This window comes from Sinobaca sp. SA16-1, from assembly GCF_059510515.1.
The window spans coordinates 1-15,581 of sequence record NZ_JCAKFL010000008.1; the positions used below are offsets into that span (position 1 = coordinate 1).

Here is a 15,581-nt window from a genome sequence, read left to right on the forward strand (position 1 = left end):
GACGATAGCCAAGAGGTCCCACCCGTTCCCATGCCGAACACGGAAGTTAAGCTCTTGTGCGCTGATGATAATTGGGGGGCGACCCCCTGTGAAAGTAGGACGTTGCCGGGCCAATGCAAGCACCTTTTCCTCTATGGAAAAGGTGCTTTTTCTATTATTTTTCTGTTTCACGTGAAACATTTTAAAGGAAAAGAGGATGTTTACTATGGCTGCCTATACCCCTTTACTGGATGCGCTGCTCGCTCACCAGCACAAAGAGACTGTTTCGTTTCATGTGCCGGGTCATAAAAATGGTCGTATTGTTCCCTACGGGAAAGAAACGGTGTTTGCTTCGATACTGAGCTATGATTTCACGGAACTTCCCGGTCTGGATGATCTGCATGCACCGGAAGGAATAATCGAAGAAGCGCAGATTCTGGCCTCTTCCTTCTATCAATCCAGCCATACGTTTTTTTTAACCGGGGGATCGACTTCTGGAAATCATGCAATGATATTTGGGGCGTTTGAAAAAGGTGCTGTTGTTTTTGTGCAGCGGGATGCGCATGTGTCTGTTATAAATGCTATCCGTCTGGCCGGCCTAAAGCCTATTTTTTTAATGCCGGCTGTCGATGAACTAACAGGCCTTACTTTAGGTTTGGACGTGCAGACCGTGCAGTGGGCGTATGAGCAATATCCAGAAGCCGAGGGTGTCATTTTAACGTCCCCTTCCTACTTTGGTATTGTCTCTTCTCTTCGCGATATTATTTCTCTGGTTCATTATAAGGAGGGGGTAGTGTTAGTTGATGAAGCTCATGGTGCCCATTTTGCTGTGAGTGAATACTTTCCAACCTCGAGTCTTGCGCAAGGAGCAGATGCTGTAGTGCACTCTGCGCACAAAACGCTTCCTGCTATGACAATGGGTGCTTATTTACATATTGGTTCCAGCAGCCGTCTTTCCTTTGAGGCGGTTCAGACCGCTTGTGCTGTGTTTCAGTCCAGCAGCCCTTCTTATCCTATTATGGCATCTCTGGATGCAGCCAGGCAGTTTGCAGTGGATCAAAAGCGGGTTCCTGCAGAACTGTGGCATGAACATTTTACCGAAACAGAGCAGGTACTGCAGAATATTGGTTTTAACCTGTACGTTCCACCAGCGCCCTACCAGAAGGATCCATTAAAGTGTATTGTTAAAACGCCAACAGGCTATACCGGCTGGCAGCTTGCTTCTTTATTGGAAGAGGAAGGATTGTATCCCGAACTTTCCACTATGGACACGGTTCTTCTTATTCTTCCGTTAGAGCGGAAGGTATGGACGGAAAAAACGAAGGGCAGGGCTTCACGAGCTCTGCAAAAATTAAAGCAAATGAGTCCTGCGAAAGATCTTCATGTTAAAATGCCTTTGTCGCCTTTTGTAGATACGCCTATTATAGAAGGACGAGTGATCCCCGCTGTTTTTCATGGAGAGCGGAGGGAAAAACTATTGGCAGAAGCGAAATTATGTAAGACTGCAGCTGATATTATTCCTTATCCTCCAGGCATTCCTTTGTTTTTTAAAGGAGAGGTACTGGAAGGAGAACGATGGGAATTTCTAAATAAATGGCTTTATCAGGGAGGCCGGGTGCAGGGAGTATATCCCCACCAGGGCACCTGGAAGGTTAAAACAATGACGGAGGACACATATGACTTATAAAGGCTGGTTTATCACGTTAGAAGGCGGCGAAGGCTCCGGGAAAACAACCGCAATGCACGAGCTGGAACAATTTTTAAAAAAGGCAGGCAAAGAAGTAGTGGTAACGAGAGAACCGGGCGGCATCGCTATCGCTGAAAAAATCAGAGCGGTGATTTTAGATCCCGATCATCAGGAGATGGATGCCAGAACAGAAGCTCTTTTGTATGCAGCGGCCAGACGGCAGCATTTGGTAGAGAAAGTTCTTCCTGCTTTAAAACAAGGGAGTGTCGTCTTGTGCGACCGGTTTGTAGACAGCAGTCTTGCTTATCAGGGAGCCGCCCGCGGTCTTGGAATAGACGCTGTGTACCGGATTAACGCTTTTGCTATTGAGGATTGTCTGCCGGACCTAACCTTGTTTTTTGATATATCTCCGGAAAATGGAATGGCCCGCATTTTGGAGAACCAGGATAGAGAGTTTAACCGCCTGGATGGCGAAACTATGTCGTTTCATCATTCCGTATATCAGGCCTATCACCAGCTGCTGGAAAAATTTCCGGAACGAATCGCACGGGTGGATGCTGATCAGCCCAGAGAAGAGGTTATAGCAGAGGCTGTGCAGATTATTCAAGCCAGGCTGCTTGGCAAAGCATAACAGCTTGGGATTTCCTGCTTGCGATTTTTAGGATTTCCAGTAATATTAAAGAAAACATACTCATATTATCCTATAGAAAGAGGGGATCAGCCGTGAAGTTAATCGTAGCCGTAGTTCAGGACAAAGACAGCAATAGACTCTCCAACGCCTTAGTAGAACGCGATTTTCAAGCGACAAAACTTGCCAGCACCGGTGGATTTTTAAAAGCAGGCAGTACGACATTCCTCATAGGCATAAAAGATGAAGAGACAGATGCTGTCCTTGAAATAATAAAGAATCACTGCAAGTCACGGGAGCAGCTTGTGGCTCCTGTTTCTCCTATGGGAGGAAATGCCGATTCCTACGTTCCTTACCCGGTTGAGGTGCAGGTAGGCGGAGCTACTGTGTTTATTATGGATGTGGAACGATTTGAGAAGTTTTAAGGCGGGCGTTAATTAATGAAATGGACGGATATGGAAGTAGAGCAGCCCACAGTAATGACCATGCTGCGGCAGGCTATCAAAAAAGATAGGCTGTCGCATGCTTATATTTTTGAAGGCATGCACGGCAGCAAAAAAGAAGACGTAGCCCTGTTGATGGCCCAGAGCATTTTCTGTGCCAGGCAGACAGAAGGCAGGCCATGCGAAACCTGCGTGGAATGCAAACGCATTGCCCACGGCAATCACCCCGACGTGATGCTTCTGCATCCGGACGGGGATTCCATTAAAAAAGCCCAGGTGGAAGCCCTCCAAAAAGAATTCACTTATAAAGGAATGGAAGCAGGCACGAAGGTGTACCTTGTCCATAAAGCGGATACGATGACAGCCAGTGCCGGAAACAGCCTCCTGAAGTTTTTAGAAGAACCTGCCAGCCCGACCATGGCGGTACTGCTTACAGAAAATGCCCATTTTCTGCTTCCGACTATTCAATCAAGAGCGCAGCGAATCAGCTTTGCGCCGCCGCTTCTTTCCACAAGAACGGCTTATTTTCAAGAGCAGGGGATGAGTCCGGCCAGTGCCGGCCTGCTGGCACGGCTGCCTGATGAAACCCTTGACAACTATGAGGAAGAGAGCAAAGAGTGGATTGTACAGGGGCGGGCTCTAGTGATACAATTAGTAAACGAGGTGAACCAAAGACCTCAGCAGGCATTATTGACGTTACAGGAAAAGTGGCTCGTTCATTTTAAAGATAGAAAAGAGCTGGACATTGGCTTGGATCTGCTGCTCTTTTGGTACCGTGATCTACTCTCTGTTCAGAAAGCAGGCGGAGAATTTGCTTATCCTGATCAAATGGAAAAGCTTGAATCACAGGCCCTTTCCATAACAGAACAAGAGATTGCTGCATCGATGCAGTTTATCCTGGACGCGAAACGACGTCTTCGCGCTAATGTAAATAACCAGCTTCTGATGGAGCAGTTAGTGCTCCATTTACAGGAGGGATCGTAGCCTTGCATGACGTAGTAGGAGTCAGATTTAAGAAAGCAGGCAAGATATATTACTTTTCACCAGGTGAGTTGACCATTCCCGCTGAGGAATGGATTGTTGTAGAAACCGCCCGCGGTGTAGAATACGGAAAAGTAGTCATTGGCAACAAACAGGTAAATGAAGATGATGTAGTCCTGCCTTTAAAAAAAGTGCTGCGTATTGCAGACAGTAAAGATAAAAAAGCCATGGAAGAAAACAAAACGTTGTCGGAAAAAGCATTTGCTACCTGTGCTGCAAAAATTTCCGAACACAGCTTAGATATGAAGCTGGTCAATGTAGAATATACTTTTGACCGCAATAAAGTGCTTTTTTACTTTACGGCGGACGGACGCATCGACTTCAGGAATTTAGTAAAAGATTTAGCTTCAGTATTCCGGACACGTATTGAACTTCGCCAGATCGGTGTAAGAGACGAAGCCAAAATGCTTGGCGGGATCGGCCCCTGCGGCCGTGTCCTCTGCTGTTCCACCTTTTTGGGCGATTTTGAGCCGGTTTCTATTAAGATGGCCAAAGACCAGAATCTCTCGTTAAATCCGGCTAAGATTTCCGGGCTGTGCGGACGGTTGATGTGCTGTCTTAAATATGAAAACGATCATTATGAGCAGGCGAAAAAAGACCTGCCTGATATCGGCCAGAAAATCGAAACACCGGAAGGCCGGGGAAAAGTAGCAGGAATCAATATACTCGAACGGCTGGTTCAAGTTCATATTGCAGAGCGTGAAAATGTGCTGGAATACAGTCTTGACGAATTAATGGAGCAGGGATTCATTACTCGCTGATAGCATACGGATAGTTGGGGTGGGGAGGAACGTGGAGAAACGAGAAATATTTTCGCAGGTCATTCATATGGAAGAACGAATCGGTGCTTTGCATGATGAACTGGGAGAATTAAAAGAACAGCTGGCTATGCTGATTGAAGAAAATCAGGCTCTTTCTCTGGAAAACAAGCATCTGCGTAAACGGTTGGATGTAAAAGAAGAGGCCAGGCTGGAAATGGAAAAACTTCAGGTAAACAAAAAACCGAAGCGTACAAGTGTAGGCGAAGGGTATGATAACCTGGCGCGCCTTTATCATGAAGGCTTTCACATTTGCAACATGCATTATGGAAGTCTTCGTACAGATGGCGATTGTTTATTCTGCTTATCCTTCCTCCAGCAAAAATAAAAAACAGGCTGTCTAAAAGTGATATTCACTCTTTGGGCAGTCTTTTTATGTGTAAAATGGAATAAGCCGTTTATCGAAATAAAGGAGTGGCAGCACGTGACAGATTCAAAAGAACGTATTGATTACATAACAAAAACCCTGCAGATTATTCAAAGCGAGGACGTATTCTCGTTTTCTATGGATGCAGTGCTTTTGGCAAGGTTTGCCTGGGTGCCTATTACAAAGGGTACTATCATCGATCTGTGCAGCGGAAACGGTGTTATACCGCTGGTGTTGTCCACAAGAAGCCAAGTTTCCATGACCGGGGTGGAAATTCAGCCCCGTTTGAAAGAGATGGCCGACCGCAGTATTCACCTGAATGATCTCTCTGACCGGATCCAATGCATAGAAGGAGATGTGAGAGAAGTACCATTCTCTCTGGAACAGGCAGATCTGGTAACGTGCAATCCTCCATATTTCGCGGCAGCCGGCGAAGCGGAATATCATAACAATCCCCACTTTGCCGCAGCGAGGCATGAGCAAAACGGCACCTTGCAGGATATCGTGAAGGCTGCTTCCCGTATGGTAAAGCAGAAGGGGAAAGTAGCGATGGTGCTTCGTCCGGAACGTTTTCTGGAGCTGGTGCAGCTTTATCAGCAGTACGGTATTGAACCGAAACGGGCAAAATGGATTCATCCGCTGGCCGACCGCCCAGCGAATATTCTGCTGCTGGAAGGTATAAAAAACGGCCGACCTGGTCTGACGATAGAACCGCCTTTGATTGTATATGATGAAAACAGGCAATATACAAAGGAGTTTCAGAATTATTATGAAGGAAGCGACTAAACGGTACTATGTATATATTCTCTGCTGTGCCGACAACACCTTATATACCGGGTATACTGACAATGTGGAAAGAAGAGTCGCAGTCCATGAAGCGGGAAAAGGTGCAAAGTATACGAGAGGGCGCGGCCCTTTTGTGTTAATGCATCAAGAAATGTTTTCCACTAAATGGGAAGCAATGCAGCGGGAGCGGGAGATTAAATCCTGGAATCGGGAGAAAAAAGAAATGTTGATTCAACACAACAGAGGAGGCAGGCATGAAACAACAACATAGTTATGCCGAGGAAGGCGGAAGCCTGTATTTGGTTGCAACGCCGATAGGGAATTTAGAAGATATGACATGGCGGGCCGTCCGGATTTTAAAAGAAGCAGATATCATTTTTGCAGAAGATACCAGACAAACTAAAAAACTTTGCTCACACTTTGATATTCATACGCCCATGAACAGTTATCATGAGCACAATAAGCAGTATAAAGGAGAAGCTATTCTACAGGCGCTGCAGGACCAAAAAACCGTGGCGCTTGTAAGTGATGCCGGCATGCCGCTTGTGTCGGACCCAGGTCTTGAAATTGTGAAACAGTGTGTCGACCTGGATATCCCCGTAATTCCCCTTCCGGGAGCGAATGCGGTTCTTCCCGCTCTCGCTGCGTCCGGGCTGGCCGCCCAGGGTTTCTATTTTTACGGATTTCTTCCAAGAAAGAAAAAAGACCGGCTCGAGGAACTGGCGCGGCTTTCTGAAATCGGCGTACCAATGATTTTCTATGAAGCTCCCCATCGGTTGAAAGATATGCTCAAAGATATGAGCAGCGTGTGGGGGGACCGGCAGGCATCTCTTGGCAGAGAACTGACCAAACGTTTTGAGGAGTTTACGCGCGGTCGTATATCAGAGCTGGCCGATTACGCAGGCTCTCACCAAATAAAAGGGGAATGTTCTCTTGTAGTGGAAGCAGGAAGCGGCGATCTGGCGCAAAAAAACGACTGGTGGGAAGAATACAGCCTTCAGGATCATGTTCATTATTATATAAATGAAGAAATGACATCAAAAGATGCAATTAAACAGGCCGCCGTGGACCGGAATATTCCTAAAAGGGAAGTTTACGCGGCTTATCACGAGATTAAAGGTGAATAAACTACGCTGTACCCAAAAAAAGGCGGCATCCAAAAGGATGCCGCTTACTTATTTGATTAGGCGTTCGTCTTGTGCTTGCTTGTGTAGCTTTGAAGATCTTTCAAGATTTCCTCTGCGCCTTCTGGGGAAAGAATAATTTTGCCGCCGGCAAGAGAAACGTTATCGTCCGATACTTCACCAGTAACCTGGCAGGTCATGTTCGGCTTGTATTTTTTCAAAATAATGCGGTCGTGATCCACATAAATTTCCAATGCATCCTTTTCAGCGATTTCCAATGTGCGGCGAAGTTCGATAGGAATAACTACCCGGCCCAGTTCATCTACCTTACGTACAATACCTGTTGATTTCATAATATTCGTCCTCCTAGGATTTAAATCATTTATGTCATCTTTCGACATTTTTCTCTATTTGTAACCTAAGAATACCAATGTTTCCAAACCAAGTCAAATATTTTTAACTCCATACCATTGTAATATATAGAAATTTTTTCATATTAATAAAACCCTTTTATATCAGCATTTAAATAAGTATATAGAAAGTATATTATGTTTTAGCCTCTGGTGTAATTTCCATTTGCCGATCCAATAAATAAACGAATAAGAAAAAATAAAGGTGTTTTTGTCGAAAAAAGTCGAACTATTAGACAGTGACTAATACATTGACAGTGAAGGCTTTCCCGGATATATTTACTATTGATGTCTAATATAAAATGAATACTGTTTTCCTATGAAAGGATAAGTACAAAAGGACGCTGTAACAGAGAGCCGGGAACTGCTGAAAACCGGTACAGCTGGAATTTTCGAAAATGGTCCGGGAGGAACTTTCTCTTGAGTTTAAAAAAATAAAAGAGAAACGTATTTCTGCGTTAAAGATAAGCGTTGTTTTCTGATGGAGCTTTCAGAAGAAGCGCACCGAGCCCCCGCCGTTTACCGGGGGAAATTTGGGTGGTACCGCGTGAGTAGAAACTCTCGTCCCTTTGCAGGACGAGGGTTTATTTTATTTTATATAAGAAGTTTTTTCTATTAAGGAGGCCCCATTATGACAAAGAATGATAAGACGTTTTACCTGACAACGCCCATATACTATCCAAGCGCCAAGCTTCATATCGGCCACGCCTACACGACTGTAGCCGGTGACGCTATGGCCCGCTATAAGCGCCTGCGTGGATACGATGTGCGCTATTTAACGGGCACAGACGAACACGGCCAGAAAATTGAGCGAAAGGCCGAAGAAAAAGGTGTGTCTCCACAGGAGTTTGTTGATGAGGTGGTTACAGGCATTAAAGACCTCTGGGAAAAGCTTGATATTTCCTATGATGATTTTATCCGCACGACAGAATCACGGCATAAAGAAGTAGTCCAGAAGATTTTTGAAACCTTAAAGAAAAACGGCGATATTTATTTAGATGAATATGAAGGCTGGTATTCGGTGCCGGATGAAACATTTTATACCGAAAGGCAGCTCGATGACCCTATTTACGAAAACGAAAAAATAGTCGGCGGCAAAAGCCCGGACAGCGGCCATGCGGTCGAGTGGGTAAGAGAGCGCTCGTACTTTTTCCGGATGAGCAGGTATGCCGACCGCCTGTTAAAATATTACGAGGAAAATCCTGAGTTTATCCAGCCGGAATCCCGCAAAAATGAAATGATCAATAACTTTATTAAACCAGGGCTCGAAGACCTTGCTGTCTCCCGTACCGCATTTAAATGGGGCATTCCGGTAGAAAGCGATCCGGAGCACGTCGTTTACGTTTGGATAGATGCATTGTCCAATTACATCACGGCACTTGGGTACAGTACGGACCAGGATGGAGATTACCAGAAATTCTGGCCGGCGGACGTGCATATTGTTGGAAAAGAAATTGTTCGTTTCCACACAATATACTGGCCGATCATGCTGATGGCTCTTGATCTGCCACTGCCAAAGAAAGTATTCGGCCACGGCTGGCTTCTGATGAAAGATGGAAAAATGTCGAAATCAAAAGGCAATGTGGTCGATCCGATTCCGCTCATAGAGCGCTATGGATTAGATGCCCTCCGCTACTACCTGCTTCGGGAAGTACCATTCGGCTCCGACGGTGTCTTTACGCCGGAAGGTTTTGTGGACCGTATCAACTACGACCTGGCCAATGACCTGGGAAACCTGCTTAACCGTACGGTAGCAATGGTGAATAAATACAAAGGCGGAACGCTTCCGGCTTACTTGAAAGACGGAACGCCGTTTGATGATTCCCTGGTAGAGCTTGTAGAAGTTACGGTGGCAAAGGTTGAAGACGCGATGGAGGATATGGAATTTTCTGTAGCCCTGTCAGCTATTTGGCAGCTGGTAAGCCGCACGAATAAATACATCGATGAAACACAGCCGTGGGTGCTCGCGAAAAGCGATGAGCATGCTGAGCAGCTGGGATCGGTGCTTTATCATCTGGCGGAAGCCCTGCGTCATATATCCATCATGATTCAGCCTTTTATGACCAAAACCCCGCAGAAAATGTGGGAACAGCTCGGTATTCAACAAGAAGATACAGTCTGGGATTCCCTGCATACGTTTGGGGTACTTCCAGCAGGAACGACGGTTGTGAAAAAAGGGACGCCGGTGTTTCCGAGACTCGATTATAAAGAAGAAGTGACCCATATTATCGAAGATATGGGAGGAGAGGCGAAAAAAGAAGAAACGGAACCGGCACAGCAGGAAGAGGTGCAGGAAAGCGAAAGTAATGAAATTACGATAGATGAATTTCATAAAGTGGAGCTGAAAGTAGCAGAAGTGACAGCTGCCGAACCGGTAAAAAAAGCCGATAAACTCCTGAAAATCCAGCTGGAACTGGGTGGAGAGTCAAGGCAGGTTGTCTCTGGCATTGCTCAGCACTATTCACCTGAAGAGCTTGTAGGACGAAAAGTGATTTGTGTTACCAACCTAAAGCCTGTGAAACTCCGCGGCGAATGGTCTCAAGGGATGATTCTTGCTGCATCCAAAGGAAAAGAACTAACGCTTGCCACGGTAGCGGATTCTCTGCCCAATGGCTCGATTGTTAATTAAATAGAAAGAAAAGGGCAGGCTCCGGCCTGCCTTTTTCGTAAGGAGGATACATGTATGCTGTTTGATACTCATGTTCATTTGAACGTAGAGCAATTTGATGAAGATGTAGAAGAAGTAATAGAACGGGCAAAAAAGGCCGGCGTAGAATGGATGAATGTGATTGGGTTTGACCGCCCCACTATTAAAAGGGCGATCGAACTGGCAGAAAGCTATGAGTTTATTTATGCGACCGTCGGCTGGCACCCAGTAGACGCGATAGACATGACTGAAGAAGATCTGCGCTGGATTGAAAAGCTAGCTTCGCATCCGAAAGTAGTTGCTCTTGGAGAAATGGGACTTGATTACCACTGGGATAAATCACCGGCGGAGGTTCAAAAAGAAGTATTTCGAAAGCAGATTCGACTGGCTCAAAAAGTAAATCTTCCGATCGTTATTCATGACCGGGAAGCCCATGAAGACGTTGTAGCTGTGCTGCAGGAAGAGGAAGCAGAAAAAACCGGCGGTATCATGCACTGTTTCGGCGGCGATTCGGAAATGGCTGCGAAGTGTCTGGAGATGAACTTTTATATTTCCTTTGGAGGGCCGGTGACGTTCAAAAACGCCAAACTGCCAAAGGAAGTGGCGGCAGGCGTTCCAATGGACCGGATTCTAGTAGAAACCGACAGTCCGTTTCTAGCGCCTCATCCTTACCGCGGCAAACGAAATGAACCATCCTACGTAACGCTTGTCGCGGATAAAATCGCTGAACTCAAAGGGATGAAGCCTGAATCGTTTTATGCCCAGACTACAGCTAATGCCAAGCGCTTGTTTCAATTGGAAGATAACTAAATGCTGCGTATTAAAGAATGCATTGTCGTAGAAGGAAAAGATGATACAGCTGCAGTGAAACGAGCAGTAGACGCGGATACGATCGAAACGAACGGCTCGGCGATTGGGGAGTCTGTTCTGCAGCGGATTGAGCTGGCCAATGAACGGCGCGGCATTATTATTTTTACGGATCCGGATACGCCGGGGGAAAGAATCCGTCGTATTGTCAGCGAGCGTGTGCCCGGGTGCAAACATGCGTTTATTACCAAAACAATGGCAGCATCCAAGTTCAAAGGAAGCCTTGGCATTGAGCACGCCTCTCCGGAACACATTCAGGCAGCACTTGCAGCAGTGCGGGAGGAATATGGAAGCAGCAGGCCGGGCTCTGATATTCCCCGTGGAGATCTCATTGCTGCCGGGCTCCTTGCCGGCCCCCATGCGAAAAAGCGGCGGGAAAAGATGGGCGAAAAATTAAAAATAGGCTATGCAAATGGAAAACAGTTTCAAAAGAGACTGGATATTTTTCAGATCCAAAAAGAAGAATTTGCCAAGGCAATGAAGGAAGTATTAGAGGAGGAAGATCGAGGTGTCTAAAGATATTGCCACACCGACGCGCACAAAAGAAATACTGGAAAAGTACGGCTTTTCATTTAAAAAGAGTCTCGGCCAGAATTTCCTTATAGATACAAATATTCTGCAGCATATCGTAAAAGCGGCGGGAATGGGCGAAAACGACTCAGTCATAGAAATAGGCCCTGGCATTGGTGCGCTCACAGAGCAGCTCGCAAAAGCGGCGGGAAGAGTGGAGGCATTTGAAATTGACCGCCGTCTGCTGCCGATTTTAGCAGAGACACTGAAAGATTATCCGCACGTAACGGTGCATCACCAGGATATTCTGCAGGCTGATCTGCGTCCGCTGCTGGAAGAGCTCCGTAGTTCCGGAAAAACTGCGGTAGTCGGTAACCTGCCGTATTATGTCACTACGCCGATTTTGATGGGGCTGCTGGAACAAAAGCTGCCGGTGGACCGAATTGTCATTATGATCCAAAAAGAAGTGGCAGAAAGGATTGCAGCGGCTCCCGGTTCAAAAGCGTACGGGTCCCTTTCTATTGCAGCTCAGTATTATGCAGAGGTGACGCAGGAGCTTGTTGTGCCAAGGACGGTATTTATGCCAAAACCTAACGTAGACTCAGCTATTCTCCGTCTGGACGTACGAAGTGGTCCACCGGTGGAAGTGAGAGACGAAGCTTTCTTTTTTACCCTGGTGCGGGGTGCATTTACCCAGCGCCGGAAAACGCTCTGGAATAATGTACAGAATAGTGTCATGAATAAAACGTACAAAGAAGAGCTGCAGAATCTTTTTTCTGAAACTGATATTGATCCTGTCAGACGGGCAGAAACACTCTCTATAGAAGAGTTCGCCCTATTGAGCAACCGAATGTATCCAATGTGGAAAGAGATGCGGGAAAAAGCAGAATAGAGGGCATGAGCCCTGCTTTACCCGGCGGAATGAAGCTTTTTTTTCCTCTTTCCGATTTCCTGAATTAAATCGTTGACATGCTCTGTTCATACTTGATATAATCATAAATTTACTTGACATCATCGTTCACTGGTGGTATACTATTGTATGAGTGAGGTGGATCTTAGACAATGGGAAAAACACTGGTAGAAATTAAAGAGTCGCTAGATGCAAAGGTCGGTAAAAAAGTCACGGTTATTGCTAATGGAGGAAGAAAGAAAACGATTGAACGATCCGGTTTTCTGGAAGAAACATATCCTTCTGTTTTTATTGTGAAGCTTGACAAAGAAAAGCATCACGTGGAAAGAATTTCTTACAGTTACACAGATGTACTCACGAAAACCGTACAGCTTTTTCTTCCGGAAGAAGAAGCATTAGTTGAAAAAATGTAATTGCAGCCTTAACCACATATGAACGATGAGTGCGCCCTCCATAAAAGCAGGGTGCACCATAAAGCCCCGGCAGAAGAGAATTCTCTGCTGGAGCTTTTTTTGTGCAGAAAATGATGCTGCGGCAAAAATAAAACTCATTCCTGACTGTCTATAAGCGTAAACTGTACATACTGGAAGTTTTCAACTAAAATATACAGAGATAATGAGGCGGCATATGCGAAGGCTGCTATCAGCGGCTGAAGATAGAGAAGGAGAATGTTAGGTGAAACGATCAATTAAAGCACCTGCGAAAATTAACTTGAGCCTGGACGTACTTCATAAGCGCGAAGACGGGTTTCATGAAGTAGAAATGGTTATGGCCCAGGTCGATTTAGCAGATCGTCTGGATTTTACGCTGCGTGCCGACGGTAGGATTACCGTAGAAATGTCCGAAGGCTTTCTTCCCGTGGACCACCGGAATTTTGCTTATCAGGCGGCGCGCCTGCTGCAGAAGAAGTATCAGGTGAAAAGCGGCCTTCATATTTATATACATAAGTATATCCCTGTAGCGGCAGGATTGGCAGGAGGAAGCAGTGATGCAGCTGCGGCGCTGAAAGGCGCTAATGAAATGTGGGGGCTCGGCCTCTCGATAGAAGAGCTTGCAGTATACGCTGCAGAAATTGGGTCTGATGTGGCATTCTGTGTTTACGGCGGAACAGCACTTGCTACAGGACGCGGTGAAAAAATCAAACGCCTGCCGGCGCCTCCGCCGTGCTGGGTGATTTTAGCAAAACCTCCAATTGGTGTATCAACGGGAGATATTTACAAAAAAGTAGACGCGGGAAAGCGAAGAAAGCCAGCCAGTCCTTCCATTGTAAAAGCGCTCGAAGCTGGAAGTTTCCCCGACATGTGTGCCAATTTATACAATGTACTGGAAGAGGTCACGCTGCCGATGTATCCGGAAGTAACCCGCATTAAAGAACGGATGCTGGATTCGGGGGCAGACGCTGCGCTGATGAGCGGCAGCGGTCCGACTGTATTCGGTCTGATTGAACGAGAAGCCAAGGTGCACCGGGTATACAACGCCCTCCGGGGATTCTGTGATCAGGTTTATGCTGTGCGGATGATTCGGCATGAGGAATAGGCTTGATTAAATCCGTATATTAATGATATATTTTGGATATAATATTCGGATTTAATACGGAGGTTTACATGAAGAAATGGAAACGAAGCGGACGGCTTGTAGATATGACGCATTATTTAAAAGAACACCCTCATCAGCTCGTATCGTTGAGCTATTTTTCAGAGCGGTATGATTCGGCCAAGTCTTCTATCAGTGAAGACTTAACGATTGTAAAAGAAGTGTTTGAAGAACAGGGCATCGGTTCTCTGTTGACGGTAGCCGGAGCGAGCGGCGGAGTGAAATACATACCGAAAATACAAGGTAAAGAAGCAGCGGAGCTGGTACAGGATATCTGTGAAAAACTGGAAGATAAAGAGCGTCTTCTGCCGGGCGGGTATTTGTATATGATGGATATTCTCGGAAAGCCCCAGCTTATGAAAGAAATTGGGCGCCTGTTTGCTACTGTATTTGCAGGACAGAAAATTGATTCTGTGATGACTGTAGCGATGAAAGGAATCCCTTTGGCATACGCGATAGCTTCGCACTTAAATGTGCCTGTAAGTGTCGTAAGGCGCGATCACCGGGTCACGGAAGGTTCTATGGTAAGTATTAACTATGTATCTGGTTCGGCTAAACGTATACAAACGATGTCTCTTGCGAGAAGAAGCCTGCAGGAGGGCGCCCGCGTCTTGATCGTAGATGATTTCATGAAAGCAGGCGGAACCGCCCGGGGCATGATGGACCTTTTAAGTGAATTCAAAGCCGAGGTTGTCGGCATTGGCGTGTTAGTAGAAGCCGAAGACGTAGAAGAGCGTCTTGTCGATGATTACGTCTCCATTGCAAGGCTTGCGGATGTGAATAACCAGCAGAAGCAGGTAAAAGCGGAGCCCGGCAATATTATAAATAAATTAACAGCGGAGGAATAATACATGAAAAAAGTATTTACTAAAAACGCTCCCAAAGCTATCGGGCCATATTCACAGGGAATTATTGTAAATAATTTATTTTACAGCTCCGGCCAGATTCCCCTGAAGGCAGACGGTGAACTGCTGGAAGGGAATGTGCAGGAGCAGACTCATCAGGTTTTTAAAAACCTCCAGGCGGTTCTTGCTGAAGCTGGTGCTTCTTTAGATACGGTCGTCAAAGCTACAGTATTCATTAAGAATATGGATGAGTTTCCTTTGATTAATGAAGTGTACGGAGAATATTTCAGCGCTCACCAGCCTGCACGCTCCTGTGTAGAAGTGGCAAGGCTTCCAAAAGACGTCCTGATCGAAATTGAAGTCATTGCTTTAGTGAACGCCTAAATAACATTTAAGCACATATCAGCCTTCTCTCTTTGAAAAAAGAAAGAAGGTTTTTTACCATCATTTTCTAAAAATTTAAATTTTTTAGAAGGACTCTCTCTTTTTTTGTTGAATGTAGCTGATATACATCTTAAACAAAAAGGGGGTAGAGCAAATGGAAGTAACTGATGTAAGACTTCGCTGTGTGAAAACAGAAGGGCGCATGCGCGCTATTGCATCTATAACACTGGACGGGGAATTTGTGATCCATGATATACGGGTCATCGACGGCAATAACGGCTATTTTGTAGCGATGCCGAGTAAGCGTACTCCCGATGGAGAATTTAGAGATATTGCCCATCCTATTTCTACCGGGGCAAGAGAAAAAATTCAGCACGCGGTTCTGCAGGAGTACAGCCGACAGAAAGAAATCGATTCAACGGAGTGGGAAAAAGAAGCGCAGACCCCGCTGTAACATGGTATACTTAAAGATGGAATGTACGGCTCTGCAGCAGGCAGGGTCGTTTTTTGTACGTTATCCATAAGACAGCAGGAAAGAGAAT

General features: G+C 45.8%; 19 protein-coding genes, 1 rRNA gene and 1 other annotated feature. Of the genes, 19 read left to right on the top strand and 1 reads right to left on the bottom strand.

The features are described 5' to 3' along the window. The 10 genes from rrf to rsmI form a co-directional block, all read left to right on the top strand. Positions 1-111 (top strand): 5S ribosomal RNA (gene rrf, locus AC5W2J_RS16900); the annotation flags it as partial. A 94-nt stretch (positions 112-205) separates the two neighbouring features. Further along, positions 206-1,666, top strand: a complete 1,461-nt coding sequence (locus AC5W2J_RS16905; protein WP_496060633.1) for an aminotransferase class I/II-fold pyridoxal phosphate-dependent enzyme — start codon at positions 206-208, stop codon at positions 1,664-1,666. Further along, positions 1,656-2,297 carry a dTMP kinase gene (gene tmk / locus AC5W2J_RS16910; RefSeq protein ID WP_496060634.1) on the top strand — a complete coding sequence of 214 codons (642 nt, stop codon included), beginning with the start codon at positions 1,656-1,658 and terminating at the stop codon, positions 2,295-2,297. Before AC5W2J_RS16905 ends, tmk begins: the two co-directional genes overlap by 11 nt. Before the next feature lie 92 nt (positions 2,298-2,389). After that, entirely contained in the window at positions 2,390-2,719 is a 330-nt protein-coding gene (darA, locus tag AC5W2J_RS16915) for a cyclic di-AMP receptor DarA (RefSeq protein ID WP_496060635.1), read from the top strand. A gap of 15 nt (positions 2,720-2,734) precedes the next feature. After that, the gene (gene holB, locus AC5W2J_RS16920; RefSeq protein WP_496060636.1) at positions 2,735-3,721 is read left to right on the top strand and encodes a DNA polymerase III subunit delta'; all 987 of its coding nucleotides are present in this window, start codon (positions 2,735-2,737) and stop codon (positions 3,719-3,721) included. Positions 3,722-3,723: 2 nt separating this feature from the next. Continuing rightward, positions 3,724-4,539, top strand: coding sequence for a PSP1 domain-containing protein (locus tag AC5W2J_RS16925; protein ID WP_496060637.1), 816 nt, complete (start codon positions 3,724-3,726; stop codon positions 4,537-4,539). A 31-nt stretch (positions 4,540-4,570) separates the two neighbouring features. Continuing rightward, positions 4,571-4,924, top strand: a complete 354-nt coding sequence (gene yabA / locus AC5W2J_RS16930; protein ID WP_252313691.1) for a DNA replication initiation control protein YabA — start codon at positions 4,571-4,573, stop codon at positions 4,922-4,924. 96 nt (positions 4,925-5,020) lie between these two features. Next, positions 5,021-5,749, top strand: a complete 729-nt coding sequence (locus AC5W2J_RS16935; RefSeq protein WP_496060638.1) for a tRNA1(Val) (adenine(37)-N6)-methyltransferase — start codon at positions 5,021-5,023, stop codon at positions 5,747-5,749. After that, the gene (locus AC5W2J_RS16940; protein WP_496060639.1) at positions 5,733-6,020 is read left to right on the top strand and encodes a GIY-YIG nuclease family protein; all 288 of its coding nucleotides are present in this window, start codon (positions 5,733-5,735) and stop codon (positions 6,018-6,020) included. The genes AC5W2J_RS16935 and AC5W2J_RS16940 overlap by 17 nt, the downstream gene beginning before the upstream one ends. Next, a complete protein-coding gene (gene rsmI / locus AC5W2J_RS16945) occupies positions 6,004-6,876 on the top strand; it encodes a 16S rRNA (cytidine(1402)-2'-O)-methyltransferase (RefSeq protein WP_496060640.1) in 873 nt (290 codons plus the stop codon). The genes AC5W2J_RS16940 and rsmI overlap by 17 nt, the downstream gene beginning before the upstream one ends. A gap of 56 nt (positions 6,877-6,932) precedes the next feature. Here rsmI and abrB read toward each other — a convergent pair whose 3' ends face one another. Next, complete coding sequence (gene abrB, locus AC5W2J_RS16950; RefSeq protein WP_496060641.1) at positions 6,933-7,226, bottom strand: transition state genes transcriptional regulator AbrB; 294 nt, start codon at positions 7,224-7,226, stop codon at positions 6,933-6,935. Positions 7,227-7,593: 367 nt separating this feature from the next. Beyond that, positions 7,594-7,855: a binding site (T-box leader), on the top strand. Between the two features lie 59 nt (positions 7,856-7,914). Here abrB and metG point away from each other — a divergent pair. From metG to spoVG, 9 genes are all read left to right on the top strand, one after another. Next, a complete protein-coding gene (metG, locus tag AC5W2J_RS16955; protein WP_496060642.1) occupies positions 7,915-9,912 on the top strand; it encodes a methionine--tRNA ligase in 1,998 nt (665 codons plus the stop codon). A 54-nt stretch (positions 9,913-9,966) separates the two neighbouring features. Beyond that, on the top strand, positions 9,967-10,740 hold the full coding sequence (locus AC5W2J_RS16960) for a TatD family hydrolase (protein WP_496060643.1): 774 nt from the start codon (positions 9,967-9,969) through the stop codon (positions 10,738-10,740). Between the two features lie 3 nt (positions 10,741-10,743). Then, complete coding sequence (rnmV, locus tag AC5W2J_RS16965; RefSeq protein WP_496060672.1) at positions 10,744-11,313, top strand: ribonuclease M5; 570 nt, start codon at positions 10,744-10,746, stop codon at positions 11,311-11,313. Continuing rightward, positions 11,306-12,199: a 16S rRNA (adenine(1518)-N(6)/adenine(1519)-N(6))-dimethyltransferase RsmA gene (gene rsmA, locus AC5W2J_RS16970; protein ID WP_496060644.1), complete on the top strand. Its 894-nt coding sequence runs from the start codon at positions 11,306-11,308 to the stop codon at positions 12,197-12,199. Before rnmV ends, rsmA begins: the two co-directional genes overlap by 8 nt. 170 nt (positions 12,200-12,369) lie before the next feature. Continuing rightward, a complete protein-coding gene (locus AC5W2J_RS16975) occupies positions 12,370-12,630 on the top strand; it encodes a Veg family protein (protein ID WP_252313686.1) in 261 nt (86 codons plus the stop codon). Between the two features lie 262 nt (positions 12,631-12,892). Next, positions 12,893-13,753 carry a 4-(cytidine 5'-diphospho)-2-C-methyl-D-erythritol kinase gene (gene ispE / locus AC5W2J_RS16980; protein ID WP_496060645.1) on the top strand — a complete coding sequence of 287 codons (861 nt, stop codon included), beginning with the start codon at positions 12,893-12,895 and terminating at the stop codon, positions 13,751-13,753. A 68-nt stretch (positions 13,754-13,821) separates the two neighbouring features. Further along, positions 13,822-14,658 (top strand): pur operon repressor, encoded by an 837-nt coding sequence (gene purR / locus AC5W2J_RS16985; RefSeq protein WP_496060646.1) that lies wholly within the window; start codon positions 13,822-13,824, stop codon positions 14,656-14,658. Positions 14,659-14,661: 3 nt separating this feature from the next. Next, complete coding sequence (locus tag AC5W2J_RS16990) at positions 14,662-15,039, top strand: RidA family protein (RefSeq protein ID WP_496060647.1); 378 nt, start codon at positions 14,662-14,664, stop codon at positions 15,037-15,039. A 154-nt stretch (positions 15,040-15,193) separates the two neighbouring features. Beyond that, positions 15,194-15,493 (top strand): septation regulator SpoVG, encoded by a 300-nt coding sequence (gene spoVG / locus AC5W2J_RS16995; protein ID WP_496060648.1) that lies wholly within the window; start codon positions 15,194-15,196, stop codon positions 15,491-15,493. The last annotated feature ends 88 nt before the right edge of the window (positions 15,494-15,581 follow it).

Excerpts from the sequence above, each read along its gene's own strand:
- AC5W2J_RS16940 (WP_496060639.1), top strand. The coding sequence starts at position 5,733 with ATGAAGGAAGCGACTAAACGGTACTATGTATATATTCTCTGCTGTGCC.
- abrB (WP_496060641.1), bottom strand. The coding sequence starts at position 7,226 with ATGAAATCAACAGGTATTGTACGTAAGGTAGATGAACTGGGCCGGGTA.
- AC5W2J_RS16990 (WP_496060647.1), top strand. The coding sequence starts at position 14,662 with ATGAAAAAAGTATTTACTAAAAACGCTCCCAAAGCTATCGGGCCATAT.
- metG (WP_496060642.1), top strand. The coding sequence starts at position 7,915 with ATGACAAAGAATGATAAGACGTTTTACCTGACAACGCCCATATACTAT.
- purR (WP_496060646.1), top strand. The coding sequence starts at position 13,822 with ATGAAGAAATGGAAACGAAGCGGACGGCTTGTAGATATGACGCATTAT.
- AC5W2J_RS16905 (WP_496060633.1), top strand. The coding sequence starts at position 206 with ATGGCTGCCTATACCCCTTTACTGGATGCGCTGCTCGCTCACCAGCAC.
- AC5W2J_RS16975 (WP_252313686.1), top strand. The coding sequence starts at position 12,370 with ATGGGAAAAACACTGGTAGAAATTAAAGAGTCGCTAGATGCAAAGGTC.
- AC5W2J_RS16960 (WP_496060643.1), top strand. The coding sequence starts at position 9,967 with ATGCTGTTTGATACTCATGTTCATTTGAACGTAGAGCAATTTGATGAA.
- spoVG (WP_496060648.1), top strand. The coding sequence starts at position 15,194 with ATGGAAGTAACTGATGTAAGACTTCGCTGTGTGAAAACAGAAGGGCGC.
- rsmI (WP_496060640.1), top strand. The coding sequence starts at position 6,004 with ATGAAACAACAACATAGTTATGCCGAGGAAGGCGGAAGCCTGTATTTG.
- holB (WP_496060636.1), top strand. The coding sequence starts at position 2,735 with ATGAAATGGACGGATATGGAAGTAGAGCAGCCCACAGTAATGACCATG.
- tmk (WP_496060634.1), top strand. The coding sequence starts at position 1,656 with ATGACTTATAAAGGCTGGTTTATCACGTTAGAAGGCGGCGAAGGCTCC.